Below are 25,520 nucleotides of genomic sequence, written 5' to 3' on the forward strand. Positions count from 1 at the left end.
TTTTATGCGAAGTGTAAATTAGCCGACATTTTGCTTTTTCATAGTATCATAATTTTACATCATCAAAAAGATGTAAAACCACTACACTATGAAAAAAATATTTTTAATTTTTGTGGCAGCATTAACCTCGGCTGCTCATGCTCAAAGCGAGATTCCTAAATCTGCGCTCGACATTGCTCCTTTATTAATAGGAGAAAAAATCCCGGAGTTTACTTTAAAAACTGCTGAAAATGCAGATGTAAACCTTTCAGAATTACTTAAAAAGAAAAAAACAGTTCTTGTTTTTTATCGCGGTGGCTGGTGCCCGTATTGCAATTTACATTTGCAGTCATTGGCTGAGGCTGAAAAACAAATTATCGATCTTGGTTATCAAATTATTGCCATAAGCCCGGATTCTCCTGAAAACTTAAAAATAACAGAAGAAAAAGACAAAGTAAAATACACTTTACTCTCTGATTCAAAAGGAGAATTGATAAAAGCGGCAGGAATTGCCTATCAGGCTCCAGAAAACTACAAAACAGTAATTAACGTACATTCTAATGGAATCAATACCAGTTTACTGCCTGTTCCTTCTGTTTTTGTTGTTAATACTGAGGCTGATATACTTTTTGAATATATCTCGCCAGATTTTAAACAGCGTATCTCCGCGGAATTATTAGTGTCAGTATTAAAAAACCTTAAATAAAAACAAAGATGAAAAAGTTAGTAGTATTGTTATTGATTTTAGTTTCAGGCAGTTCATTTGCTCAAAATGATGCCAAAAGAGTTAGCCAGTATAATTTAGAAAATAAAATAGCGATTCAGGGTTATGATCCAGTTGGTTATTTTAATCAGGGAAAAGCAATTAAAGGGAAAAAAGAAATTTCAACTTCGTATCAGGGAGTGATTTATAATTTTTCATCAACTGAAAATAAAAATGTCTTTTTGAAAAACCCATCAAAATATGAGCCTCAATATGGCGGATGGTGTGCGTATGCAATGGGAAGCGCTGGCAAAAAAGTTGAAATTAATCCGGAGACTTTTAAAATTAGCGATGGTAAACTTTATCTGTTCTACAATGCTTATTTTAATAATACGCTAAAAAGCTGGAATCCGGATGAAGCTAATTTAAAAGTTAAGGCAGATAACAACTGGAAAAAAATATACAAATAACCCGAAGCCATGAAAAAGGAAATTATAATATGGATTCTAAGAATAACGGCTTCGGTTATTTTATTGCAAACCTTGTTTTTTAAATTCAGTGGAGCAGAAGAAAGTATTTATATTTTCTCCACTTTAGGAGTGGAACCTTATGGAAGAATTGGTTCTGCAATTGCCGAATTAATCGTTGCAATTTTGATTTTAATTCCCAAAACAACCTGGCTTGGAGCTTTTGGCGCTACCGGAATTATGATTGGAGCTATTTTGTCACATTTATTTGTTTTAGGAATTGAAGTTCAAAATGACGGCGGATTACTTTTTGCCTTGGCTGTTATTACGTTGTTATGCAGTTTAGGTTTGCTTTATTTCTATAAAAACAAATTGTTTAATCTTGTAAATTAGAAGTTATGTTACTAAAATCAATACACCGCAGTTTAGATGAGTTAACGGATTTATTGAATCAATTATCTAATAGAGATTATTCAGAATCCTGCCAGGCTTTAAGCAATGCCACTATTGGCGAACATACAAGGCATATTCTTGAAATGTTTCAATGTCTTCAAAACGGATATGATTCAGGAATTGTAAATTATGATAATCGCGAGAGAAACAACAGAATTCAAACTGAAACCGAATTTGCAAAACAATGCATCACTGAAATTAAAGCAGATTTGCAAAGCGAGAATAAAATAATGTTTCTGGAGCAGTTTATTGATGGACTTAACATGAGAATTCAAAGTAATTATTACAGAGAATTGCTTTATAATCTAGAACATTGTGTGCATCATCAGGCTTTAATAAAAGTGGCTGTACTGCAATTTGAAAATATTTTAATAGATGACAATTTTGGCGTAGCGCGTTCAACTATCGAATATAGAAAACAATGTGTACAGTAAGTTTTATAAATAATAAAGGAGTTGCTATTATTACTTCAAACCGGGACGAAAAAGTAATTCGTCCCGGTGCTGTTGTGCCTAGAAATTACTGTCACAACGGTAAAAATATAATGTATCCAAAAGATTCAAAAGCAGGAGGAACCTGGTTTGCAATGGATGAAAACGGAACTGTTTTGGTTTTATTAAATGGCGGGATTACAAAACACATTCCCATACTTCCGTATCGAAAAAGCCGCGGATTAATTGTTCTGGATATTATTGAAAAAGATTCACCAAAGGATTTTTGGAAACAAATTGATCTCCATAATATCGAACCATTTACGCTGGTTTTGTATCAGGAAAAAGATTTGTACGAATTGATTTGGGATGGAAGCAGTAAAAGAAAAACAAAACTTGATGAAACTCAAAGTCATATTTGGTCATCGGTCACTTTATATCCAGAAGAAATTAGAAAACAACGATCCAATTGGTTTTTTGAATTTGTAAAAGATAAAAATGAAATCTCAGCCTTAGATATGCTGGATTTTCATAAAAACACACACAGCGATGACACACAAAATGGTTTAATCATTAATAGAGAAAATTCAATGAAAACCTTAAGTGTAACGCAAGTGGTAATAGAACAAAATAAAGGTGCAATGAATTATTATGATTTAATAAAAACAGAAGATTTTTCAACCTCTTTTATTCGAATCTAAAATATAAATCTATGAAACTATTTCTTCACAAAGTAACCAATTGGGAATATTGGCCATTTCAGGTTTTGTACTTTCCTATTTATTTTCTTTGGGCATATTACGCAATCAAAGCAAGGTCGATTTTTTTCTTTAACGCCTCAAATCCCAAAATTAAAAATGGCGGTTTTATCATGGAAAGTAAAAAACAGATTTATGATTTACTGCCTAAAAAACATTATCCCAAAACTATTTTAGTTCGGGAAAAATCTGATTTAAAAGATATTGTCAATCTACTGGTCGAAAAACAAATCTATTTTCCATTAATTGCAAAACCAGATATTGGCCTGCGCGGTTCCGGAGTAAAAAAAATTAAAACCGTTTCTGAGCTGACAGATTATGCGTCTAAAGCAAATTTTGATTTTTTACTGCAAGATCTTATTCCGTTTGAAAAAGAAGTAGGTGTTTTTTATGTACGCAGTCCGCTTGAAAAAAATGGAAAAATTACAGGAATTGTTTCTAAAGAGTTTTTGATTGTAACCGGAGATGGAAAATCAACGATTGAAAATTTAATCAAGCAAACGCCAAGATTTGAACTGCAGTTTGAGGTTTTGAAACAAGAATATGGAGAAGAACTGCAGCGAATTTTACCTAAAGACGAAACCTTAAATTTAGTTCCGTTTGGTAATCATGCCCGAGGCGCAAAATTTCTTGACGGCAGTGATTGGATTACTTCAGAATTAACAAAGACAATTAATGAAATTGCAATTCAAATTCCAGGATTCTATTTCGGACGTTTCGATATCATGTACAATACTTTTCAAGAATTAGAGCGAGGAGAAAATTTTCAAATTGTAGAACTTAACGGAGCGGCGAGCGAACCTACGCATATATACGATCCCAAACATTCCGTATGGTTTGCCTGGAAAGAACTGGCAAGACATATTACTTATATGTATGAAATAAGTGCTGAAAACCATAAATTGGGAGTTCCTTATTTAGATTATAAAGTGGGAATCCGTGAATACAAATTGCATTTAGTTCAAAATAATAAAATTATAAATTTTTAAAAATGAAGAGTTTAATGAATATCTTAGTTGGATTTCTCGTAAGTTTTTTGGGATCAATTCCCTTAGGATATTTAAACCTTGTTGGATTAGAAATTTATACCAAATCAGGACTTCATGATTTAGTTTTCTTTTTATTCGGAGTTATTCTAGTAGAAACCTTTGTTATTTATTTCACGCTTCTTTTTGCAAAACAACTCATTAACAATAAAAAGTTAATGAAGATCATTGATTTTTTTGCGGTAGGATTTATGTTTGTTTTGTCTTTTGCTTTTTATTTCAATTTTAATCAAGAAATAAAATCAGATGAAATTTTGTCCAAATATTTAATCTATTCACCGTTTATGATTGGAATTGTTTTAAACTGTTTTAATTTTTTACAGCTTCCTTTTTGGGCCAGCTGGAATTTATATCTGCTTAACGGAAAGTACATTGCCATTGAAAGAAAATTAAAATATTATTATATTGCAGGAACTTTGATTGGTGTTTTTTTTGGAATGTTTAGCTTGATTGTAATTTTGCAGACTTTTTTTCAAAAAACAAATCAGTTTTCAAAGTACATAATGCCAGTTTTTATTCCAGTTTTTTTTATAATTCTGGGAAGTATCCAAGTATTAAAAGTGTATAAAAAATATTTTAAATCAGCAGCTTTAGAAATTTAAAAGCTAAAGTGCATCAAATTTTTATTTATGAAAAAACTATACTTTCTCCTTCCGTTTATTTTATTTGGATGTAAATCAAATACTTCTACGGTTGGTGAGATAAATTATAAAGTTTCGCAGACCGAAGTTTCAGACTTTTTAAAATATCTTTCTTCAGATGAATTACAAGGGCGAGAAACCGGAACTAAAGGAATCGAAAAAGCGGCTGTTTTTTTAGAAGACTTTTTTAAGGAGAATAAAATCAAACCTTATTTTGCAACTTATCGCGATACGCTGACGAATTTTAAATCGCCCGCTTATAATATTGTTGGCGTTTTAGAAGGAACAGATCCAGTTTTAAAAAAGGAATTTGTGGTTTTGAGTGCGCATTATGATCATATTGGTTTGGAGACTAAACAGCAGGCTGATCAAATTAATAATGGAGCTAATGACGATGCTTCGGGCGTAACTGCCGTGGCGCAGATGGCTAAATATTTTGCCAAAACAAAATCGAACAAACGAAGTATTCTTTTTGTGTTTTTTGCAGGAGAAGAAAAAGGTTTATTGGGCTCTGAAAGTTTGGTAGAAAAATTAAAAAAGAGAAATTTTAATTTGTACGCACAATTGAATATCGAAATGATCGGCGTGCCAATGAAACGCGATTATTTAGCTTATATAACGGGTTTTGACAAATCGAATATGGCGCAGAAAATCAATGAATATACTGGGAAAAATACAATTGGATTTTTGCCGAAAGAAGCAGAGTATAAATTGTTTTACAGATCTGATAATTATTCCTTTTTCGAGGCTTTCGGAAAACCTTGCCAGTCGATAAGTACTTTCGATTTTGAGAATTTTGATTTTTATCATCATGTTTCAGACGAATTTAAAGTGATGGATATTTCGCATATGACTTCATTTATTCAGGAATTTTTGCCTGCTGTCACGAAGATTGCTTCTACACCAACAGAAGAAATAACAATGAATTAATAACACCGCTTTTTATTGGATTTGATTATTTTTGCAGAATGAAAAATATTATTGTTACCGGAACGAGCAGAGGAATTGGTTATGAATTAGCATTGCAGTTTGCCAATGCAGGAAATCAGGTTTTAGCGATTTCAAGAAAAACTCCGCAAGCACTTTTAGAACATAAAAATGTTACGTGCTTATCAATTGATTTGGCTGATGAAACAGCTTTAGCAGACGTAGAAAATTTTCTTTCGTCAACATGGAAAAAAGTTGATGCAGTTGTTCATAATGCTGGTGCTTTAATTTGGAAACCTTTTGCAGAAACCACCCAAGCTGATTTCGAAAAAATTTATAAAGTGAATGTTTTTGCAGTTGCAAATCTTACTAGAATTTGTCTTCCATATTTACAGAAAGGCAGTCATGTTGTAACAATCAGTTCGATCGGTGGCGTTCGCGGAAGCTTGAAATTTGCAGGTTTGGCCGCTTACAGTTCAAGTAAAGGTGCGGTAATTACTTTAACAGAATTATTGGCTGAAGAATATAAAGAAAAAGGCATTTCATTTAATGTTCTGGCTTTAGGTTCTGTTCAGACCGAAATGCTGAACGAAGCTTTCCCAGGTTATCAAGCGCCAATTTCGGCAGAAGGAATGGCAACTTACATTTATGATTTTACGCTAAACGGAAACAAATATTTTAACGGAAAAGTATTGGAAGTTTCTTCAACGAATCCGTAGTTAAATATAAATTGTCAGGCTGAGCGGAGTCGAAGCCTTTTTTGTTCTTTTAACTAATCGAAAAAATATAACTCAAAATTCAAAATTCATAATTAAATTGAGCGATACATTAGCAAAATATATTCCGGAGCACGCTGTAAAGCCTGTTTTTGATTTGATTGTAGCCAATCAGGTTCATCTGAAAATTGTAAATGAACGTCAGACGCGTCATGGAGATTATCGCAGAGGACCAAGCGGTAAACATGAAATCACGGTTAATGCGAGCTTAAATAAGTACCGTTTTTTGATTACGCTGATTCATGAAATCTCGCATTTAGTTGCATTCGAAAAATTCGGAAGAAATATAAAACCACATGGAAATGAATGGAAATATACTTTTCAGCGTTTAATGGTTCCTTTTATTCGGCCAGAAATATTTCCAGGTCAGATTTTACCTTTGCTTGCGAGACATTTTAAAAATCCGTCGGCGAGCAGTGATACTGATACGACTTTGTCACTGGCATTGAAACAATATGATGCAAACAGTGATAAAAATTATGTTTTTGAAATTCCATACGGAAGTGTTTTCAAAATAAAAAATGGCAAAGTATTTAAAAAAATTGCCGTTAGAACCAAACGTTTCGAATGCCTCGAAATAAGTACAGGAAAAACCTATCTTTTTAATCCAAATGCAGAAGTTGAGCTGATGGATTAAAGGTTTAAATATTTCAAAATAGAAAAATCCAAATTCCAATTTTATATGAGATTGAAATTTGGATTTTTTTTGTTGGGATTTGTCATAAGAAATTTAATATTAATTTTAAATACAGCTTACTCTACGTTTGTAGAATTGTATTATCTTTACAAAAAGATCTTTATGAAAAATACAGTAATTTTATTTGCGTTATTATTTTCATTGGTTTCCTGCGACAAGGATCCTGTATTAATTAAATCTGGAATTGAAACTAAAGTGAGCGGAAATGTCACTGATAATCATGATACGCCAATTTCAAATTTAATTGTAAAAGTTGGAGAATATAAAGTGACAAACACTGGCTCCTATATCATGTCTTATGAAGATCATGAATTTATAAAATGGGTTGATTCGACTCATACGGATAATAATGGAAATTATAATTTTACCTTTAAAACTAGCGGTAAAGGAAATTTTTATAATTTAGTGATAGGTAAAGAAGTAAAGCCACATGAAACTCCAGTTATCTTTGGAGAATGTTATGTTCGTATTACAGAGGATGCAAATGATATGAGATTTATTGGGAAACAATTTGAGTTTAATACAAATGATTTAATTCGATTATATCCATGCCAAGTAACATTTAAGCTCAATAATATTGAAACTTTTCCTGTACAAATTATGCATGAATATACAAATGCATCCAATTTAACTTATTTGACTGCTAATGGAACTTCTGAGCAAACGATATACATACAGCGTTACAATAAAGAAAAAGTTATTTTGTCAAGGATGAAAAATGGAATTAGGCAGATAGCATCATATGAGTTTCCTGCAAGTAATGTAGAAGGAATAACCTATCAAACAATAGCAGTTTTAGAAACTGATTTTAAAGATATAAAATAATTAGGTATCAATAAAAAAATCCCAAATTCCAATCTTAGTAAAATTAGGAATTTGGGATTTTAAATATTGGAATTTTAGAGAACTTAACCTTTCAAATAAGCTTCTCTTACTTTCTTGAATAAATTTGAAGAATAAACAAATTTCACGATATCTTTATTGTCAGTTCTAAAGATTTCTTCTTTAGTTCCTTGCCACGCTTTTAATCCTTTTTTTAAGAAAACAATATTCTCGCCAATTTCCATCACCGAGTTCATATCATGCGTATTAATTACGGTTGTAATGTTGTATTCTTTTGTAATCTCCTGAATCAGGTTATCAATCAAAGTTGAGGTATTCGGATCTAAACCTGAGTTAGGTTCATCACAAAACAAATACTTCGGATTATTTACGATTGCACGTGCAATCGCCACACGTTTCTGCATTCCTCCTGAAATTTCAGATGGAAGTTTTTTATGTGCATCAACAAGATTTACTCTTTCTAAAACGAAATCAACGCGTTCTTTAATTTTGGCTTTGTTGTCGTTTGTAAACATTTTTAAAGGGAAAGCTACGTTTTCTTCAACTGTCATCGAATCAAACAAAGCACTTCCTTGAAATACCATTCCAATTTCCGTTCTCAATTCTCTTTTTTCATCCGGATTTAATTCAGAATAAACTCTTCCGTCAAACTCAATTGTTCCAGAATCAGGAGTATGAATTCCAAGTAAAGTTTTTAATAAAACTGTTTTTCCAGATCCACTTTGTCCAATAATCAGATTGGTTTTTCCAGTTTCAAAAACGGTCGAAACACCTTTTAGAACTTTGCTGTCCCCAAATGATTTTACTACATTTTTTACTTCTATCATGATCCTAATAACAATTGGGTTAATATGTAATTGAAAAGAATGATGGATACTGATGTCCAAACAAACGAAACCGTACTGGCCTTACCAACTTCTAACGCGCCGCCTTTCATATAATAACCATGAAAAGATGGGATAGTTGCCAATAACATAGCAAATATTAAGGTTTTAATAAATGCATAAGTAATGTGAAACGGAATGAAATCCATTTGTGCTCCAGCAATAAAGGCGTCACTCGTTGTAAATCCGCCGTAAACTCCAGCAAGCCATCCACCAAAAATCCCTAAAAACATACTGATTCCAATAACAAACGGATACAAAAGCAAAGCGATAATTTTAGGAAAAACTAAGTAATTAAGTGAATTTACTCCCATAACTTCCAATGCGTCGATTTGTTCAGTTACACGCATTGTTCCGATACTTGAAGTGATAAATGAACCCATTTTTCCGGCCATAATTACCGATATAAAAGTAGGAGCAAACTCCAGAATCACCGATTGTCGTGTAGCAAAACCAATTAAATATTTTGGAATTAAAGGATTTGTTAAGTTTAATGCAGTTTGAATGGCAACAACACCTCCAACGAAGAATGAGATGAAGCAAACGATACCAAGAGAGTCAATAATTAAATCATCAATTTCCTTGAAAATCAAATTTTTCATAACAGGCCATTTAGTCTGTTTATTGAAAATTTCCTTTAGCATTAAAAAATATCTTCCTATTTGAGATAGGTAACGAATTAGCATCATAGTTTTTGAAATATTGGCTAAATTAAGGATTAGTTTACAGTTTACAGTTTCAGTTTACAGTTTTTTAATTTTTTTTAAGATTAAAAAAGCTTTTGTTTCATTTTCTGCAAACGATAATTTCTAATAAATTTAGCTTGTTCATGGGTTACCAATAAAGGAGTTTTTGCTTTTTTAGCTTTCAGAAATCCTTTAATGTAGTCTAAAAAGAGAAATGGTTTTTTCTTCATCATCGCCAATTTTGCCGATGCAATTGAAGTAATCCAGAAACCATATCCTAAAGTATAAAAAGCTTCTCCTTGTTTATAACGGGCTGTTTTATTGTAATTTGCTCCGGTTGGTTTTAGGTGTTTTACATGTAAAGATTCATCGGTAACTATTTTCCAGTCGTAATATTTACAAAGCAATTCATCAACGGTATCCCATCCCATTGCGGGTTTTAAACCGCCAATTTGCTGATAAGTTTCTTTTCTATAGGCTTTTAATGCACCGCGGATGTGATCTTTATCGGTCAGGTTTTCTAAAACCCATTCGCCATTTTTATCGATATAACAGAAACCGCCTACCATTCCGATTTTTGGATCAGATTCAAAATGTTTGATTATGGTTTCAAAATAATTCGGAGGAAAAATTAAATCACCGTCAATTTTTACAATAATATCGTAATCAGAATCCAAGGTTTCAAAACCTTTCTGGAAAGCCTGAATTACTTTGCTCCCCGGCATGTGAATCGCATCTGAAGTTTTGTTTACCACAGAAATGTATGGGTTTTCTTTGGCAAAATTTAAAACAACTTCTTCTGTTTTATCAGTCGAATTATCATTTACAACAACAATTTTTGAAGGCAAAACCGTTTGCGAAACCAAAGATTGTAAAGTTAAACCAATTAAATCTTGCTCATTGTGCGCGGGAATAACGATGTAATACTTCATAAATTTTCAATTTAAAATTCCAATTCTTTTAAATTCCAAATTCCAATCTTACCTGTGTGGTTAAAATTGGAATTTGGATTTTTTTTATTGGAATTTGCTGTTAGGCTTTTACTTTCTCAGCTACAACAATATAATATCTCGGAGTGAAATATCTTAATAAAGGTCTGAATCCAAACTTTTTTACGGGATGTGTAAATTGCAGACGATCTGTAATTTTCCAGCCTGTTTTTTCTAAAAGCCAATCTAGCTGCCAGTCTTCAAATTCGTGATAATGTCTGTCCCACATATCAGTTTTAGAACGATATGCCGGAGAAAACCATAAACGCAGCGGAATTGAAATTAACAATTTATCGCATTTTACGTTTTCTAGAATGGTGTATGGGTTCAGCAAATGTTCGAAAATTTCAAATGCTGTAAAAACAGTATAATCTTCTGTTTGTAAAGCAGTTTGATCGTTGTCTAAATCTTCACCTTTTGTGTTTTTTACCGTATAACCATTTTCTTCCATTATCTTAGAAAACGGATTTGGCACACCAAAATCAAAAATGACTTCTGATGTTTTAACGTGTTTTTGTAAAAACTCTAAAGTAAGTTTGAATCTTTTATTTGGAAACGTTTTTTCGTACATAGTCGTTGCGAGGAACGAAATTATCTCTCGTTCTTGATTTAATTATTTAGGTCGCAAATATACTAAAAAAGTCCGCACTATAAGATGCGGACTTTTTTAGTTTTGAGTCTCAGTCACAGTTTACAGTCAGCTAAACTGAATACTGTGACTGCAAACTAATTTAATGTCTATAAACAAAAGCATTGATATTCATTCCTGCCCCAACTGAAGCAAAAATGATAACATCACCTTTGTTGATTTCTTGATTCTCAATTTTTCCTTGTAGAATTAAATCGTATAAAGTCGGAACGGTTGCAACACTGCTGTTTCCTAAATCATGAATGCTCATTGGCATAATATCTTTAGGCGCAGTTTTGTCGTATAATTTGTAGAAACGTTCGATAATCGCTTCGTCCATTTTTTCATTTGCCTGATGAATCAGAATTTTTTTCACTTCATCGATGCCGATACCGCTTTTATCTAAACAGCTTTTCATTGCGCACGGAACATTGCTTAAAGCAAATTCGTAAATTTTACGTCCGTACATTTTAATGTATTTAATATCTGGATCTAAATCTGGATTGTATGATTTTCCGAAATAAAGGTAATTTGCCTCATCATTTGCATAAGTGGCACTTTCATAAGATAAAAGACCAGCTTCGTCAGTTGATGCTTCTAAGATTGAAACTCCCGCTCCATCAGAATAAATCATTGAATCACGATCGTGATCATCGACAACTCTTGATAAAGTTTCGGCACCAATTACCATTACTCTTTTTGCCATTCCAGATTTGATGAATGCATTGGCCTGAAGTACACCTTCAATCCATCCCGGGCATCCAAAAAGAATATCATAAGCCACACATTTAGGGTTTTTGATTCCTAATTTGTTTTTAACACGAGTGGCCAAACTTGGTAAAATATCCGTTTGATGTGTTCCGGTTTTTACATCTCCAAAATTATGAGCGAAAATAATATAATCTAAAGTTTCGGCATCAATTCCGGCATTTGCAATTGCTTTTTCAGCTGCAAAAAAAGCTAAATCAGATGCTGTATATTCTGGTTCGGCATAACGTCGGTTTTGAATTCCGGTAATACCTTTGAATTTTTTTATAACAACTTCATTCGGGTAACCAAAAGGAGTTCCATCTTCATTTAAAAAAATATGCTTGTCAAAGTCTGTGTTTTTTACTTCTAAATTGGGAATGTAACTCCCAATGCCAATAATTTTTATTTTCATTTCTTCCTTTAATTATCCGATAAATTTATTGCTAAAGTATAAATAAAATCATGATAACTATCATAAAAAGTACTATGCATGCATATAATTATGAAATAACAATTTTTTGGGTGATATAATGGTTATTTTCTAATGATTTTTTAATTTTTCCGAGATTTCAAACGTTTGAAATGAAATATTGGAGAAAGTTTTTTTAGTTTCAGGTTTCAAGTTTCAAGTTCCTGCATAACGTGAAACCTGAAACCTGAAACCTGAAACAAAAAACAAAACCCGACAGGTTTTTAAAACTGTCGGGTTTGGATATTTATATGTAAACTAAAAAATCTTAGTTCTCCATGTAAGCTTCAATAGGAGCACAGCTACAAACTAAGTTTCTGTCACCGTATGCGTCATCTACACGACGAACAGATGGCCAGAATTTATTTTCAGCGATGTATTCTAATGGATAAGCCGCTTTTTCTCTAGTGTAAGGGAAAACCCAATTGTCAGTAGTTAACATGGCCAATGTGTGCGGTGCATTTTTCAATACATTGTTTTTATCATCGGCTGTTGCTGCTTCAATCTCTTTTCTGATTGAGATAAGAGCATCACAGAAACGATCTAACTCAGCTAAATCTTCAGATTCAGTTGGCTCGATCATTAAAGTTCCAGCAACTGGGAAAGAAACCGTAGGAGCGTGGAAACCGTAATCCATTAAACGTTTTGCGATATCACCAACTTCAATTCCGTTTTCTTTAAATGAACGGCAATCTAAAATCATTTCGTGAGCTGCTCTTCCGCATTCTCCAGTATAAAGAATTGGGTAGTGTCCTTCGAAACGCGCTTTCATATAGTTTGCATTCAAGATTGCGTGTTCAGTAGCACTTTTTAATCCTTCAGCACCCATCATTGTGATGTAACCGTAAGAAATTAGACAAACTAAAGCTGATCCGTAAGGTGCAGATGAAATTGCCGTAATAGCTTGTTCACCGCCTACTTTTAAGATTGGGTTTGTAGGTAAAAATGGAACTAGTTTCTCGTTCACACAGATTGGTCCAACTCCAGGTCCACCGCCACCGTGAGGAATAGCGAATGTTTTGTGTAAGTTTAAGTGACAAACGTCAGCGCCAATTGTAGCAGGATTTGTTAATCCAACTTGTGCGTTCATGTTTGCACCATCCATATATACTAATCCGCCGTTTTCGTGGATTAATTTTGTGATTTCAATAATTGAAGATTCGAAAACTCCGTGAGTAGATGGATACGTTACCATTAAACAAGATAAATCATCTTTATGTTCAATCGCTTTTTCTCTTAAATCTTCTACATCAATATTTCCTTCCGGAGTCGTTTTAGTAACAATGATTTTCATTCCGGCCATCGCTGCAGAAGCAGGATTGGTTCCGTGAGCTGATGAAGGAATCAAACATACATTACGGTGACTATCGCCTCTTGACAAATGGTAAGCACGAATCGCCATTAAACCAGCATATTCTCCCTGAGCTCCAGAGTTTGGCTGTAATGTTGTTCCAGCAAAACCAGTAATTACATTTAATTGCTGCTCTAATTTTTTAAGCATTGTGATATAACCCTCAGCTTGCTCCACTGGTGCAAACGGGTGAATGCTGTTCCAGTTTGGCATTGATAAAGGCAACATTTCTGAAGCTGCGTTTAATTTCATTGTACAAGAACCTAATGAAATCATGGAGTGATTCAATGATAAATCTTTACGCTCTAATTTTTTGATGTAACGCATGATCTGACTTTCTGAATGATGATTGTTGAAAACATCATGCGTTAAGAAAGGCGACGTTCTTTCTAATGAAGCCGGTAATTGACTTGCTTCAGTTAATTCAGAAACAGTGAAAGTTTCTTTTCCTAAAGCTTCAGCAAAAATGGCAATAATTTGGTTGATGTCGTTAATCGAAGTTGTTTCGTTAAACGAAATAGAAATCGTATCGGCATCAGGATAGAAGAAGTTTACTTCGTTTTTCTCCGCTAGAGTTTTTACTTTTTGAGCATCTGCTTTTACTAAAATAGTATCAAAGTAAGCGGTGTTAGTTTGGAAAACTCCTAATTTATTTAAAGCTTCAGCAGCAGTAACTGCCGATGCATGAACTTTGTTTGCAATATATTTTAATCCTTCAGGTCCGTGGTAAACGGCATACATTCCAGCCATAACTGCAAGTAAAACCTGAGCTGTACAAATATTTGAAGTTGCTTTTTCACGTTTAATGTGCTGCTCACGAGTTCCTAAAGCCATACGTAGAGCGCGGTTTCCATTTACATCAATAGAAACTCCAATAATACGACCCGGCATAGATCGTTTGTATTCGTCTTTAGTTGCAAAAAATGCAGCGTGAGGGCCACCATAACCCATTGGTACACCAAAACGTTGTGTAGTTCCAACAACAACTGCAGCTCCCATTTCTCCTGGAGAAGTTAAAGCAGCAAGTGATAAAATATCAGCAGCAAAGGCAACTTTGATTTCATTTTCTTTTGCTTTAGTAACAAAAGCACTGTAATCGTTTACTTGACCATATTTTCCTGGGTATTGTAAAATAGCTCCAAAAAATTCATTTGAAAAATCAAAGTTTTCGTGGTTTCCAACAACTAATTCAATTCCGATTGGAGTTGAACGTGTCTGCAGGATAGATAAAGTCTGAGGTAAAATTTCTTCAGAAACGAAGAATTTATTGGTGTTGTTTTTCTTTTGATCTCTCGTACGAACGTCAAATAATAACGCCATAGCTTCAGCAGCAGCTGTACCTTCATCTAATAAAGAGGCATTGGCAATTTCCATTCCTGTTAATTCAATAACAGTAGTCTGGAAATTTAAAATCGCTTCAAGACGACCTTGAGCAATTTCTGCTTGATAAGGCGTGTAAGCCGTATACCATCCTGGGTTTTCGAAGATATTTCTCTGAATTGGAGCCGGAACAATAGTTGGGTGATAACCCAAACCAATATACGATTTGAACACTTTATTTTTCTTTCCTAATTCCTGAATATGATTTGCAAATTCATATTCTGTCATTGCAGGATCTAAATTCAAAGGTGCTTTTAAACGAATATCGTCCGGAAGGGTTTCGTAAACAAGTTGTTCAATAGATTCAACCCCGATAGTTTGTAACATGTGTTGAAGATCTGTTTCTCTTGGACCAATGTGTCTTAAAGCAAAAGCGTCTGTTTTCATTTGTAGCAGTCTATTTTTTAAAGATCAAAAGTAATTTGCCGAGTGTTTTTCTACGATTTCACAGGGTTTATTACATTTTATAGTAAATGTGTTGTTTTTTTGTCGCGCAAAATTAAGTATTATTAATAATTTAATGGGTATTTTTAACTTCAATTTTTATCAAATTTATAACTAAAGAGTTGATTTGTTACCAATTGATTAGATTTGAGCTATGAAACTCCTAAAACAAATTTTAGATTTTTATTTAAACAGCAGTATTCACGTGGCTTTATCGTGTTATGCTTTGGTCCGAATTACTTTTTATGTCTTTCATATTCAATATGATGAACCGATGGCGTTATTTGTTTTTTTCGGAACAATTGTTGGCTATAATTTTGTTAAATACGATGCTTTGGTTCGTGTTAAAAGAAAACCGGTTGGCATTCAATTAAAAATTATCGCTGTTTTAAGTTTTATTTCGCTGATTTTGGTTGGTTATTATTTCTTTCAATTGAAACGCATTACCCAAATTGTGTCAGTTGGAATTTTTGCGATAACCGCACTTTATACGTTGCCATTTTTTCCAAACAGAAAAAATGCCCGAAACTGGGCAGGCGTAAAAATTTATATGGTCGCCATTTGCTGGGTAGGAGCAAGTTTGGTTTTACCGTACATCAATGCCGAAATTCCGTTTACAGCCAACTTTTTTATAAAATGCATTCAGCGTTTTGTGCTGGTTTTTGTGCTGATTTTAGTTTTTGAAATTCTGGATTTGGCCAATGACGATCCGCATTTAAAAACCGTTCCGCAAACCATTGGCGTCAAGAAAACAAAAATTCTAGGGTTTTCACTTTTAGTTCCCTTTTGGATTTTAGGAATCCTGACTTTTACGTTTCACGATCTCATCATCAATCTGATCATGGTGGTGACTTTGATGTTGTTTATTTTCTTTGCCAACACCAATCGCTCGAAATATTATACTTCCTTTTGGGTCGAAAGCGTACCGATTTTTTGGTGGCTGATGATTGTGTTTTTATAAGAAGATAAAGTTTCTGAATAGTTTGGGCGTGTTTCGCCGTGGCGAACCGGGCTATCCGCTACAAGTCCTCGCACTTCCTTCGTCAGGCTGTGGGCTATCCGCTTCTATCCCTCACGCAAACCGTAAAATAAGAAAATTCATTTTCGAAAGAGAATTTCTGATTTATTAAATTTTTAATTGCCTCCAGCTTTAGCTGGAGGTAAAAAGAAGTCTTCGATCTAGGCTTTAGCCAAATGACAAAGTTAGGCTAAAGCCAAAAAATCTTCCACATATTTCTCCTCCAGCTAAAGCTGGAGGCAATAAAATAATATCTTAAATCTGCCAAATCAGCTAAATCTGCGTGAAAAAATAATTAATTTTAACTCAGTTTTTCTGAAACCTCTTTCAAAACTTTATTCCTTTCCAAAAGAAAATGAGTAAGATGTTTTTCCAAAAATAAAATATCAAAAAGTTCTCCGAACATTCCAAACGGCGTTTCGTATTGCAATATATCCTTCATAATTGTTACTCCATTTTCTTCTTCAAAAATATGCTCATGTCTGAAAGATTTGAATTTGCCTTTTTCCATTTCGTCTACAAAATAATCGTAGAGATTCATTTCGGGAATTCGGGTTTTATGTGTGAGATAAAAACCGAAATGTTTACCGCGCCAAGTCACCGTTTCATTTAAATTGATCAAACCTGATGTCACTCCGGCAATTGCCTTTTCGTTTGTTGGACTTGCAGATTGCTGATGAATATCGATATTTCTTGAAGCATCAAAAACGATTTGTTTTGATGCTTTTATTTTGGTTGTGAGGTTTATAGTTGTCATAATTCGTTTTCACTTCTTTCTTTAATAACTTTTAAAATATTATTCTGTATGTCTTTCATAATCCACTCTCCCCAAACTCCGGCATAGGAATTAAAAGTAGTTTTCATTGAAAAATTACTGTAAAGAATTAGTTTGTATTGATGTTCATTTATTTTTTCTAATTCGTATGTACCGTTCAGCATATCAAAATATTCACCGCCAATCAAAATGTGTTCATCTAAAGTGGTTGAAGGAATTTCATAAGTATTGGCTTTTATTTTAAATCGCATCAATTTTAAATCTTGGTATTCGGTTACTGTTTCATGAAAAATGAGTCCTTTTTCAAAAATGGCTTTTCGATAACCTCCAACTTCTTGTTTGTTCAGTTCGGCTTTGATTGGTTTAGGAAACCCGAGCCATTTTGTTAAAGTTGAAGAATCTTCTGTTGCTTTTATTTCTCTGACAGAAGTTACATTTTGCCATATTTTAGCTTTGTTGCTATTTATTATAATTGAAGTGTAAGTTTTAAAAACTTCAGGGTTTCTTGGAATACTGTTTTCTATTGGTCCAATGATAAAAGGAAGCAAAATAAGAATTGACAGATTTAAATTTTCCTGCTTTTTAGATTTCTTTATTTTAAAATATCCCGCAATTAATCCTCCAATAGAACTAAAAATCAAGAATAAAGGTGAAATCATGATCCAGCATGCCCAGCCTTCGAGACCAATTAAGATAGTTAAAAAAATGACCGATATAATGGGCACCCATGGCGCAAAAAACCGATAGTTCATCGATTTTACTTTTTCGATGCTTGAGTAATAAATGGTAAGCGCTCCGATCACAGAGGGAACTAACAAGAAAAAAGTCCAAGTCATTACAGATAAAAAATCATCAAAAATAGAAGCACCAAATATGATTCGGAGTAATAAGGCAAACAAAATAGGGATTATAATTATTTTTAAATATTTCATTGGTTAGTTTTTCTTTAGTTAAATTTTAAAAAGCATTTAAGGGAATTAGCAGCAAACTATATTTTACAATTTAAAAAGTATTTTTTTTCTCAATATCAGGAAGTGCTTCATCAATTCTTCTTGCCAGTTCCGGCAGTTTGATAGTCGGAACTGCTGGAAATAAATGATGTTCTAAATGATAAAACATGCTAAATGTGATTTTGTTTTTCCACGTTCCACGTTGTGTTCTCGCAAATTCTGGAGATTCTTCTGTATCATGATGCACCGTCCAAACCGCGAAAAAAGCCATTAGAAATTCGGCGAAAACCATAATTATTACATGATAAATCAAAAAATGGATTTGAAAATAAAAAATAAGGAATGTTACGACAGCAATAGAAACTAATTCTAAAATTACATTCTTCACATAATTTCTATTTCCTTTCTGCAATGTTACTTTATGAATCAAAAACATATGAATTGGGCCATAAAGTATAGCGCCGTACCAAGTCATGCGAGCTGATTTTCCTTCATAATCTTCTTCAGACAAACAATATTTATGGTGACGAATATGATTGAATTTGACGGCATGAATTGAAACCATCAATAAAATACTGTTCGTATACAAAGTAAACCACGTTAAAAGTTTATTTGTCCCTAATGAATTATGAAAACCATTATGAACTTGTCTCAAACCAGCTAAAAAGAAAAAAGCTGAAAAAGGCAGAGCAAATAAATAATATCCAAAATAGGCCAGCGTCATAGAAATTAAAAACCACGGAATGGTCAAGTTGTTTTCAATCAGCATTTCTTTAAAGCTGAGCGTTTTTAAATCTTTCCACTGCACTTTTTTGAGTATTTCCTGATGTGTCATTTTTTATGATTTAGGATTTTTTTAAAACCCGACAGTCCCGAAGCCTCGGGATAAAACCTGTCGGGTTTGTTTATGATGTTAAGCTTTAAAAACTAATCTTTCTTCTCTTTGAGCTTCTTTAGCTTTTCTTTTTCCTCTAAAAAAGAAATATAAATTGAAGAATAACATGATACCAAGATAGATAGAAAATCCTCCAATTTTATAACTTAATCTTTCAATTAATTCCTGATAACTGTCCTGATTTAATTGCAATTCTAAAATCATTAAGGCAAAACCAATATTTAAAAGATAGAATCCGGTTTCAAAAAGTTTGTTGGTTGCCTCAGCGATTTCTTCGCGTCCTTTAAAGATGTCAAGCATAAAGATTTTCCCATTTTTAAAAAGCGTTTTAGAAACATAATAAGTTAAAAATAAAGCAACTGGCAGATAAATTCCGTAACCGATTAAGATTTTTGTAGTTTCCATGATATTAGGGTTTTAGTTGTTATTTGATTAATTTTTGAATGTATTTTGTTATAATTAAAATGTTGAAATAATGCAGAACTGAAATAATAAAAATTATGACAGCTGTTTTTATACAAATTGTTTCAATCAACTGAGTGGAAGAAATAATTTTTTGCCAGGAAATCAATGTCATGGCGCAATAACCAATATTTAAAAGATAATAAGCCAAAAGCAAAACCTGATTTATTTTTTGACAAACGTCAGCGTGATTTGGGATTAAATCTGCAACATAAATATTTCCGTTGTTATAGCAGATTTTTCCAACTTTTAGAATGATGAAAGTTGTAATGCTGAGGTAAATTAAATACCCAATAATGTTGAAGTTCATAATCAAAGCAGTTTATAATGACCAATTAAATTATAAATGAACAACGCTGAATTTACTGTTGCAAACAATACAAAAAGTGTATTCATAAAATAGCTCCCAATTTTGAAAATTATTTTCTGCGGAATTTGATACATTGGATAATATGCAATTTGAGTAGCAACTTTTCCAACCCAATACAAAGCAATTAGCCCCGTTAATGCAACTGCCAAAGCTGATTGTTCCTTTAGTTCAGTTGTAAATACGATCGCAATTAATCCAAAACAAAAGTTTAGTCCTTGAATATATCTTCCGTAAGTTTTAGCAATTTCCTGATTTAGGGGTTTGAGTTGTTTTACATCATTGTACCAGTCAAAAACGTTGTGACGGATATATGGGTAAATAAGTGCTGTAAATATTTGGCCAATTCCGCTTAGAATTATTAACCAATTTGGTATAGTTAAGTTCATAGTTTTTGTTTTTTTTAAATTTTTTTTGATGATTTTGAGAATAAAAACCTGGAACAATTTTCAGTGTACAAAGCCTAAATTCTCGCACTTAATCAATATTCGATAAAAGTAAATTGCAGTGATATTCGGGATTATAGTTACGAAAACGACTTGTAAAAAATCATTCCACATAATGTAATTAAAAAACGAAAAAAGAATAATGGCATTTAAAACTGTAACTGCCCAATAGGTTTTTATCTGTTTTTTAATTTTATAATTATTTGGTTTTGGAAAGATTTCAATAGTTAAAAAAATTGCCGAAATTGATTGTATTAGGAGTAAAAAAGCTTGTCCCGCAAAACGTAAATAACATGTTAAATAGAATAGAAAGCAGATTATTATAGCTAATTTATTGATGCTTTTTGTTGGTATCATAGTTATTGATTGTTTTAAACTTTCAGAAAAAATTGAAAGTTTTGATTAAATTTTTTTATTTCATGATTTTGATAATCAATTTTCCTAACCAGTTTTCATTGAATTCAGTCATTTTATCTAACATATTATCTGCTTTTAAAACGAAATCATATAGCTTAGTGGTCTGATCCACAAAATGTTTTTCTTCTTCCGAATCTTTGGCTTCGATGGTCGAAACTTCTTTTAAGATTTTAAGTGCCGGTTTGATTTCTCTTTTACTTCTTTCTCTTGAAATTTTAGCGGCCAATTCATCTAAATCTTTTTCAGCAGTAAAAAATTCTCTTCTTTCCCCAGCTTTAAATTCTTTATATACAATTCCCCAATCCATTAATGCCCTAATGTTCATGCTGGCATTTCCGCGGGAAATCTGTAATTCTTCCATTATATCTTCCATAGAAACAGCTTCGTTTGAGACCATTAATAAAGCGTGGATTTGTGCCATCGTTTTATTAATTCCCCATTGAGAACCTAATGCTCCCCAGGTTTGTACAAACTTATTTTTTGCTTCTTTGAATTCCATGGATCAAATGTAAGTAAAAGTTTTTAAACTTTCAAAAATAATTGAAACTTATTTTGTGGATTATAAAGTTATGTTAATTCAAGCTCCGAAATTTCCGATTAAATAATGATACAGCTATTTTTGTAAAAATCACTTTTATGGAATTATACTACACCTTTTCAGTACTTATTGTATTGGCTTCTTTCTTCGCCTATTTAAATTTAAGATTTTTAAAACTTCCGGGAACTATTGGAATTATGATTATTGCAATGTTGGTTTCAGTAGGAATTCGTCTTTTAGGAGATTCTTATTTTCCTGCTACTACCAAACATTTTTTTGATTTGATAAAAGAATTTGATTTCAACGAAATCTTAATGGGAGCTATGTTGAACTTTCTTTTGTTCGCAGGCGCACTGCACGTAAACATGTCAGATCTCAAAGAACAGAAAGTGCCGATTATGATTTATTCTACAGTAAGTGTAGTATTGTCAGCCTTAATTATTTCTCTTTTACTTTATTATGTCGCACCACTTTTAGGAATAAAAATCCCTTATATATTTTGTTTGGTTTTTGGAACATTGATTTCTCCAACCGATCCAATCGTAGTTTTGGGCGTTTTAAAAGAAGCAAAAGTTCCGAAGAGAATCGAAACCAAAATTGTTGGTGAATCATTATTTAATGATGGAGTTGCGGTAGTCATGTTTGCTGTTGTTTTGAAAATGGCAACCGATCCAACTTTTGATGTAAGTTTTGGTTCTATTGCTTGGCTTTTTGCAAAAGAAGGAATTGGCGGACTTTTACTAGGAGCTGTCTTTGGATTTAGCGCATCAAAGGTTATGAAGAGAATTGACGATTATAAAGTCTCGGTTTTAATAACGCTTTCCATCGTAATGGGAGGATTTTTGATTGCTCAAAGTTTACACGTTTCTAGTCCGCTAGCAATGGTTGTTGCTGGATTGATTATTGGAAATTACGGTAAAAAAGTCGCGATGAGCGAAGTAACTAAAGATTATTTAGGGAAATTCTGGGAACTTATAGATGAAATATTAAATGCTATTTTATTCTTATTTATTGGTTTCGAATTACTATTGCTGCCCGATTTAAATAAACAATTAGTAACAGGTTTTGTTGCTATTTTTATCGTTTTATTTTCGAGAATTGCCTCTATAGTTTTACCGTGGAAATTCTTCGATATATTCAAGTTTTTCGGAATCAGATCGGCTTACAACAAAGGTTCTTTGATGGTTTTGGTTTGGGGAGGAATTCGTGGCGGAGTTTCTATCGCTTTGGTACTTTCAATGCCAGAAGGAGAATATAAAAACCTGCTTTTAGAAGTCACTTATATTGTGGTATTATTTTCAATTGTTGTGCAAGGCTTAACTGTTGGGAAATTAGCGAAAAGAGTTTTGGAGAAAGAGTAATAGAATATAGAACATAGAAAATAGAACAAAGAAAATAGAATCAAGAATAAAGATTTTATTTTTAAAACTTAAAAAAGGACTGTTTCAAAAATGAGCCAGTCCTTTTTTAGACTGCTCCAGAGGAGCGATATGTTTATTAATTTTTATCGTTTATCGTCTTTAGAATAATTTGAAACACCATTAATATCAATTGGATTTCCTAAAAAATGAGGTTCTCTATTTCTCAAAACATCAAAAAAAGATTTGAAAATAGAACCACATTCTCTAAAAGTCACATATTTATAGCCTAGATATTCACCATTGTTTGCAGAAAAACCAACCGATTTTATTCCGAGTTTCTGTCCGATGTAAATCGCACGGTTTAAATGATATTCTTGAGAAATCAACGTTGCTTTTTTAATCTTGAAAATATGTTTTGCACGATACATGGTTGAATATGTGTCAAATCCTGCATAGTCAATAAAAATTTTTGTGGTATCAACTCCATGATCAAAACAGTATTTTTTCATAACCGTTAATTCATCATATTCATCACGGCCATTATCTCCCGAAAGTAAAATTTTATTGATACGTTTTGCTTTCCAAAGCATAATTCCAGCATCTAAACGATCTTTTAGATATTTGCTTGGCTGATTTTCCTTGATTCCCGCGCCAAAAATAATTCCGACATCATTTTTAGGAAACTTTTTTACCGAATAATGAATTTTAGTTTTAGTTGAAGATTTTACATAATAATTCACTGAAATAACAGCAATTAATCCAATAAGAAAAAAGTAAAGCAAGATTCTGAAGTATTTTTTCACGGTATATTTTTGTAAGATTAAGATTCGAAAAATGCTAAGATAGGTAAAGTAAAATCAAATAAAAAACCGAAGCATTTTCGCTTCGGTTTTAATCTAAAATCTTATATCTAAAATCTAAAATTTTTATAGTAATCCTGCTCTTTTTAACAAAGCTTCAGGTTTAGGTTCCTGACCTCTAAAACGTTTGTACAAAATCATCGGATGTTCTGTTCCTCCTTTTGAAAGCACATTATCTTTGAATTTGGTAGCAACTTCTTTATTGAAAATTCCTTTTTCCTGAAAATATTCAAAAGCATCAGCATCTAAAACTTCTGCCCATTTGTAGCTGTAGTATCCAGAAGAATAGCCGCCTTGAAAAATGTGAGAAAATGCAGTACTCATCGCATTTTCTTTTACATCAGGATACAATTGCGTGTTGGCAAATTGTTCTGTTTCAAAAGCTTTTAAGTCGGTAATATTTGTTGGATCTTGTCCGTGCCAAGCCATGTCTAATAATCCAAAACTTAATTGGCGCAACGTTGCTAAACCTTCCTGGAAACTGGCACTTTCTTTAATTTTTTGCACATATTCAATCGGAATGATTTCTCCCGTTTCGTAATGATTCGCAAACAAAGCCAAAGCTTCCGGCTCGTAACACCAGTTTTCCATAATCTGACTTGGCAATTCTACAAAATCCCAAAAAACAGAAGTTCCAGATAAACTCGGATAAACCGTGTTGGCTAACATTCCGTGCAACCCATGTCCGAATTCGTGGAATAAAGTGGTCACTTCATTAAAAGTCAATAAAGATGGTTTTGTTTCTGTTGGTTTTGTAAAATTGCAAACGTTCGAAATGTGTGGTCTTTCGTTTACGCCGTCTTTAATATATTGTGATTTGAATGAAGTCATCCAAGCGCCGTTTCTTTTTCCTTTTCTTGGAAAGAAATCAGCATAGAAAATCGAAACCAAATTATTTTCAGCATCTCTTACTTCATAAGTGGTAACTTCTTCGTGGTATTTGTCAATATCAAAAACTTCGGTAAAAGTTAAGCCGTATAATTTTTTGGCAACTGTAAATGCGCCGTCCAATACTTTTTCTAATTGAAAATAAGGTTTCAGCTTTTCATCGTCTAAATTAAAAAGCTGCTGTTTTAATTTTTCAGAATAATAGGCACCGTCCCATTTCTCTAATTGTTCGATTCCGTCCAGTTCTTTTGCGAAAGCCGTTAATTCTGAAAATTCTTTTTGTGCCGCAGGTTTTGCTTTTGCCAATAAATCATTTAAAAAAGAGAAAACTTTCTCCGGACTCTCGGACATTCTTTCTTCCAAAACAAAATGTGCGTGTGTTTTGTAACCTAATAAATTAGCTCTTTCAAAACGCAGTTTGGCAATTTTTAAAACATTTTCCTGATTGTCGAATTCATTATTCTGAAACGCTTTTGCGCCAAACGCAATCGCCATTTTTTTACGCAATTCGCGATTGTCAGCATAAGTCAAAAACGGAACATAACTTGGATAATCTAAAGTGAAAATCCAGCCTTCTTTTTCCTGATTTTTGGCTAATAATCTTGCTGCTTCAATTGTACCTTCTGGTAAACCGGCTAAATCTTTTTCATTAGTCAAATGCAATTCGAAAGCATTGGTTTCTGCCAAAACATTTTCGCCAAACTGCAAGCTCAATCTTGATAATTCTTTGTCGATTTCTCTTAATTGATCTTTTTTATCTTCGGGTAAATTGGCTCCGTTTCTGGAGAAACTTTTGTATTTTTTATCTAATAAAGTCGTTTGCTCCGGATTTAAATTCAGATTTTCTTTTTGATCGTAAACCGCTTTTATTTTGGCAAATAGAGCAGCGTTTAATGTAATGTCATTTCCAAATTCTGAAAGCAAAGGTGAAACTTCCTGAGCAATTTTCTGCATTTCGTCATTCGTTTCAGCCGAATTCAAATTGAAGAAAATACTCGAAAGACGATCTAAAATATCGCCTGAAAAATCCATTGCAACAACGGTGTTTTCAAAAGTCGGTGCATCTGGATTATTTACAATTGCATCGATTTCGGCTTTAGCCAAAGCAATTCCTTCGTTGAAAGCGGGAACATAATCTTCGATTTTAATTTGCGAAAAAGGTGCAGTATTATGTTTGGTGTTAAAGTATTGTGTTAATACGCTCATATTGTTTATGCTGTTTAAAAATATAAAATTAGAAA

28 protein-coding genes are annotated in these 25,520 nt (G+C 32.9%); 13 read left to right on the forward strand and 15 right to left on the reverse strand.

Features of this window, described 5'->3' with window-relative positions; genetic code table 11:
• The first annotated feature begins 88 nt into the window (after window positions 1–88).
• The 11 genes from GKZ88_RS17645 (at window position 89) to GKZ88_RS17695 (ending at window position 7,703) form a co-directional block, all read left to right on the forward strand.
• Window positions 89–685, forward strand: a complete 597-nt coding sequence (locus GKZ88_RS17645) for a peroxiredoxin-like family protein (RefSeq protein ID WP_155103659.1) — start codon at window positions 89–91, stop codon at window positions 683–685.
• Between the two features lie 8 nt (window positions 686–693).
• Window positions 694–1,152: a YHS domain-containing (seleno)protein gene (locus tag GKZ88_RS17650; protein ID WP_155103660.1), complete on the forward strand. Its 459-nt coding sequence runs from the start codon at window positions 694–696 to the stop codon at window positions 1,150–1,152.
• Window positions 1,153–1,161: 9 nt separating this feature from the next.
• Window positions 1,162–1,542 (forward strand): DoxX family membrane protein, encoded by a 381-nt coding sequence (locus tag GKZ88_RS17655; RefSeq protein WP_155103661.1) that lies wholly within the window; start codon window positions 1,162–1,164, stop codon window positions 1,540–1,542.
• A gap of 5 nt (window positions 1,543–1,547) precedes the next feature.
• Window positions 1,548–2,036, forward strand: coding sequence for a DinB family protein (locus tag GKZ88_RS17660; RefSeq protein WP_155103662.1), 489 nt, complete (start codon window positions 1,548–1,550; stop codon window positions 2,034–2,036).
• The gene (locus GKZ88_RS17665) at window positions 2,024–2,734 is read left to right on the forward strand and encodes an NRDE family protein (protein WP_155103663.1); all 711 of its coding nucleotides are present in this window, start codon (window positions 2,024–2,026) and stop codon (window positions 2,732–2,734) included. Before GKZ88_RS17660 ends, GKZ88_RS17665 begins: the two co-directional genes overlap by 13 nt.
• An 11-nt stretch (window positions 2,735–2,745) precedes the next feature.
• A complete protein-coding gene (locus GKZ88_RS17670; RefSeq protein WP_155103664.1) occupies window positions 2,746–3,780 on the forward strand; it encodes a D-alanine--D-alanine ligase in 1,035 nt (344 codons plus the stop codon).
• A 14-nt stretch (window positions 3,781–3,794) separates the two neighbouring features.
• Entirely contained in the window at window positions 3,795–4,439 is a 645-nt protein-coding gene (locus GKZ88_RS17675) for a hypothetical protein (protein ID WP_230392546.1), read from the forward strand.
• Window positions 4,440–4,466: 27 nt separating this feature from the next.
• A complete protein-coding gene (locus tag GKZ88_RS17680; protein ID WP_155103666.1) occupies window positions 4,467–5,408 on the forward strand; it encodes a M20/M25/M40 family metallo-hydrolase in 942 nt (313 codons plus the stop codon).
• Between the two features lie 38 nt (window positions 5,409–5,446).
• Window positions 5,447–6,124 (forward strand): SDR family NAD(P)-dependent oxidoreductase, encoded by a 678-nt coding sequence (locus GKZ88_RS17685; RefSeq protein ID WP_155103667.1) that lies wholly within the window; start codon window positions 5,447–5,449, stop codon window positions 6,122–6,124.
• Between the two features lie 97 nt (window positions 6,125–6,221).
• The gene (locus GKZ88_RS17690; protein WP_155103668.1) at window positions 6,222–6,818 is read left to right on the forward strand and encodes a SprT-like domain-containing protein; all 597 of its coding nucleotides are present in this window, start codon (window positions 6,222–6,224) and stop codon (window positions 6,816–6,818) included.
• A gap of 162 nt (window positions 6,819–6,980) precedes the next feature.
• Window positions 6,981–7,703 (forward strand): hypothetical protein, encoded by a 723-nt coding sequence (locus tag GKZ88_RS17695; RefSeq protein WP_155103669.1) that lies wholly within the window; start codon window positions 6,981–6,983, stop codon window positions 7,701–7,703.
• 83 nt (window positions 7,704–7,786) lie between these two features.
• On the opposite strand, the gene GKZ88_RS17700 is transcribed toward GKZ88_RS17695, so the two are convergent.
• The 6 genes from GKZ88_RS17700 to gcvP all read right to left on the reverse strand — a co-directional run bounded on the left by GKZ88_RS17700 (window position 7,787) and on the right by gcvP (window position 15,245).
• Window positions 7,787–8,548 carry an ATP-binding cassette domain-containing protein gene (locus GKZ88_RS17700; RefSeq protein ID WP_155103670.1) on the reverse strand — a complete coding sequence of 254 codons (762 nt, stop codon included), beginning with the start codon at window positions 8,546–8,548 and terminating at the stop codon, window positions 7,787–7,789.
• Complete coding sequence (locus tag GKZ88_RS17705; RefSeq protein ID WP_133525568.1) at window positions 8,545–9,294, reverse strand: ABC transporter permease; 750 nt, start codon at window positions 9,292–9,294, stop codon at window positions 8,545–8,547. The genes GKZ88_RS17700 and GKZ88_RS17705 overlap by 4 nt, the downstream gene beginning before the upstream one ends.
• Window positions 9,295–9,374: 80 nt before the next feature.
• Window positions 9,375–10,223 carry a glycosyltransferase family A protein gene (locus GKZ88_RS17710; protein WP_155103671.1) on the reverse strand — a complete coding sequence of 283 codons (849 nt, stop codon included), beginning with the start codon at window positions 10,221–10,223 and terminating at the stop codon, window positions 9,375–9,377.
• Between the two features lie 100 nt (window positions 10,224–10,323).
• Window positions 10,324–10,851: a methyltransferase gene (locus GKZ88_RS17715; RefSeq protein ID WP_155103672.1), complete on the reverse strand. Its 528-nt coding sequence runs from the start codon at window positions 10,849–10,851 to the stop codon at window positions 10,324–10,326.
• 160 nt (window positions 10,852–11,011) lie between these two features.
• Window positions 11,012–12,070 carry a ketoacyl-ACP synthase III gene (locus GKZ88_RS17720; protein ID WP_155103673.1) on the reverse strand — a complete coding sequence of 353 codons (1,059 nt, stop codon included), beginning with the start codon at window positions 12,068–12,070 and terminating at the stop codon, window positions 11,012–11,014.
• A gap of 325 nt (window positions 12,071–12,395) precedes the next feature.
• Window positions 12,396–15,245 carry an aminomethyl-transferring glycine dehydrogenase gene (gene gcvP, locus GKZ88_RS17725; RefSeq protein ID WP_155103674.1) on the reverse strand — a complete coding sequence of 950 codons (2,850 nt, stop codon included), beginning with the start codon at window positions 15,243–15,245 and terminating at the stop codon, window positions 12,396–12,398.
• 211 nt (window positions 15,246–15,456) lie between these two features.
• On the opposite strand from gcvP, the gene GKZ88_RS17730 reads away from it, so the two are divergent.
• On the forward strand, window positions 15,457–16,263 hold the full coding sequence (locus tag GKZ88_RS17730; RefSeq protein ID WP_155103675.1) for a hypothetical protein: 807 nt from the start codon (window positions 15,457–15,459) through the stop codon (window positions 16,261–16,263).
• A gap of 358 nt (window positions 16,264–16,621) precedes the next feature.
• Here GKZ88_RS17730 and GKZ88_RS17735 read toward each other — a convergent pair whose 3' ends face one another.
• From GKZ88_RS17735 to GKZ88_RS17765, 7 genes are all read right to left on the reverse strand, one after another.
• Window positions 16,622–17,077: an SRPBCC family protein gene (locus GKZ88_RS17735; RefSeq protein ID WP_155103676.1), complete on the reverse strand. Its 456-nt coding sequence runs from the start codon at window positions 17,075–17,077 to the stop codon at window positions 16,622–16,624.
• Window positions 17,074–18,027, reverse strand: coding sequence for a hypothetical protein (locus GKZ88_RS17740; RefSeq protein WP_155103677.1), 954 nt, complete (start codon window positions 18,025–18,027; stop codon window positions 17,074–17,076). The genes GKZ88_RS17735 and GKZ88_RS17740 overlap by 4 nt, the downstream gene beginning before the upstream one ends.
• A 70-nt stretch (window positions 18,028–18,097) precedes the next feature.
• Window positions 18,098–18,880, reverse strand: a complete 783-nt coding sequence (locus GKZ88_RS17745) for a fatty acid desaturase (RefSeq protein WP_155103678.1) — start codon at window positions 18,878–18,880, stop codon at window positions 18,098–18,100.
• A 78-nt stretch (window positions 18,881–18,958) separates the two neighbouring features.
• Window positions 18,959–19,345 (reverse strand): hypothetical protein, encoded by a 387-nt coding sequence (locus GKZ88_RS17750; RefSeq protein WP_066033505.1) that lies wholly within the window; start codon window positions 19,343–19,345, stop codon window positions 18,959–18,961.
• Between the two features lie 19 nt (window positions 19,346–19,364).
• Window positions 19,365–19,712 (reverse strand): hypothetical protein, encoded by a 348-nt coding sequence (locus GKZ88_RS17755; RefSeq protein WP_155103679.1) that lies wholly within the window; start codon window positions 19,710–19,712, stop codon window positions 19,365–19,367.
• 2 nt (window positions 19,713–19,714) lie between these two features.
• Window positions 19,715–20,158 carry a hypothetical protein gene (locus GKZ88_RS17760; RefSeq protein ID WP_155103680.1) on the reverse strand — a complete coding sequence of 148 codons (444 nt, stop codon included), beginning with the start codon at window positions 20,156–20,158 and terminating at the stop codon, window positions 19,715–19,717.
• A gap of 469 nt (window positions 20,159–20,627) precedes the next feature.
• The gene (locus GKZ88_RS17765) at window positions 20,628–21,131 is read right to left on the reverse strand and encodes a MarR family transcriptional regulator (RefSeq protein ID WP_155103681.1); all 504 of its coding nucleotides are present in this window, start codon (window positions 21,129–21,131) and stop codon (window positions 20,628–20,630) included.
• Between the two features lie 137 nt (window positions 21,132–21,268).
• On the opposite strand from GKZ88_RS17765, the gene GKZ88_RS17770 reads away from it, so the two are divergent.
• Window positions 21,269–22,531 carry a sodium:proton antiporter gene (locus tag GKZ88_RS17770; RefSeq protein WP_155103682.1) on the forward strand — a complete coding sequence of 421 codons (1,263 nt, stop codon included), beginning with the start codon at window positions 21,269–21,271 and terminating at the stop codon, window positions 22,529–22,531.
• Between the two features lie 143 nt (window positions 22,532–22,674).
• Here the strand turns inward: GKZ88_RS17770 and GKZ88_RS17775 are convergent, their stop codons facing one another.
• Together GKZ88_RS17775 and GKZ88_RS17780 are read right to left on the reverse strand one after the other, a co-directional pair.
• A complete protein-coding gene (locus GKZ88_RS17775) occupies window positions 22,675–23,334 on the reverse strand; it encodes an ElyC/SanA/YdcF family protein (RefSeq protein ID WP_347343894.1) in 660 nt (219 codons plus the stop codon).
• Window positions 23,335–23,457: 123 nt separating this feature from the next.
• Window positions 23,458–25,485 (reverse strand): M3 family metallopeptidase, encoded by a 2,028-nt coding sequence (locus GKZ88_RS17780; RefSeq protein WP_155103683.1) that lies wholly within the window; start codon window positions 25,483–25,485, stop codon window positions 23,458–23,460.
• Window positions 25,486–25,520 lie beyond the last annotated feature (35 nt).

Source organism: Flavobacterium sp. LC2016-01, from assembly GCF_009711135.1.
Classification (GTDB): domain Bacteria; phylum Bacteroidota; class Bacteroidia; order Flavobacteriales; family Flavobacteriaceae; genus Flavobacterium.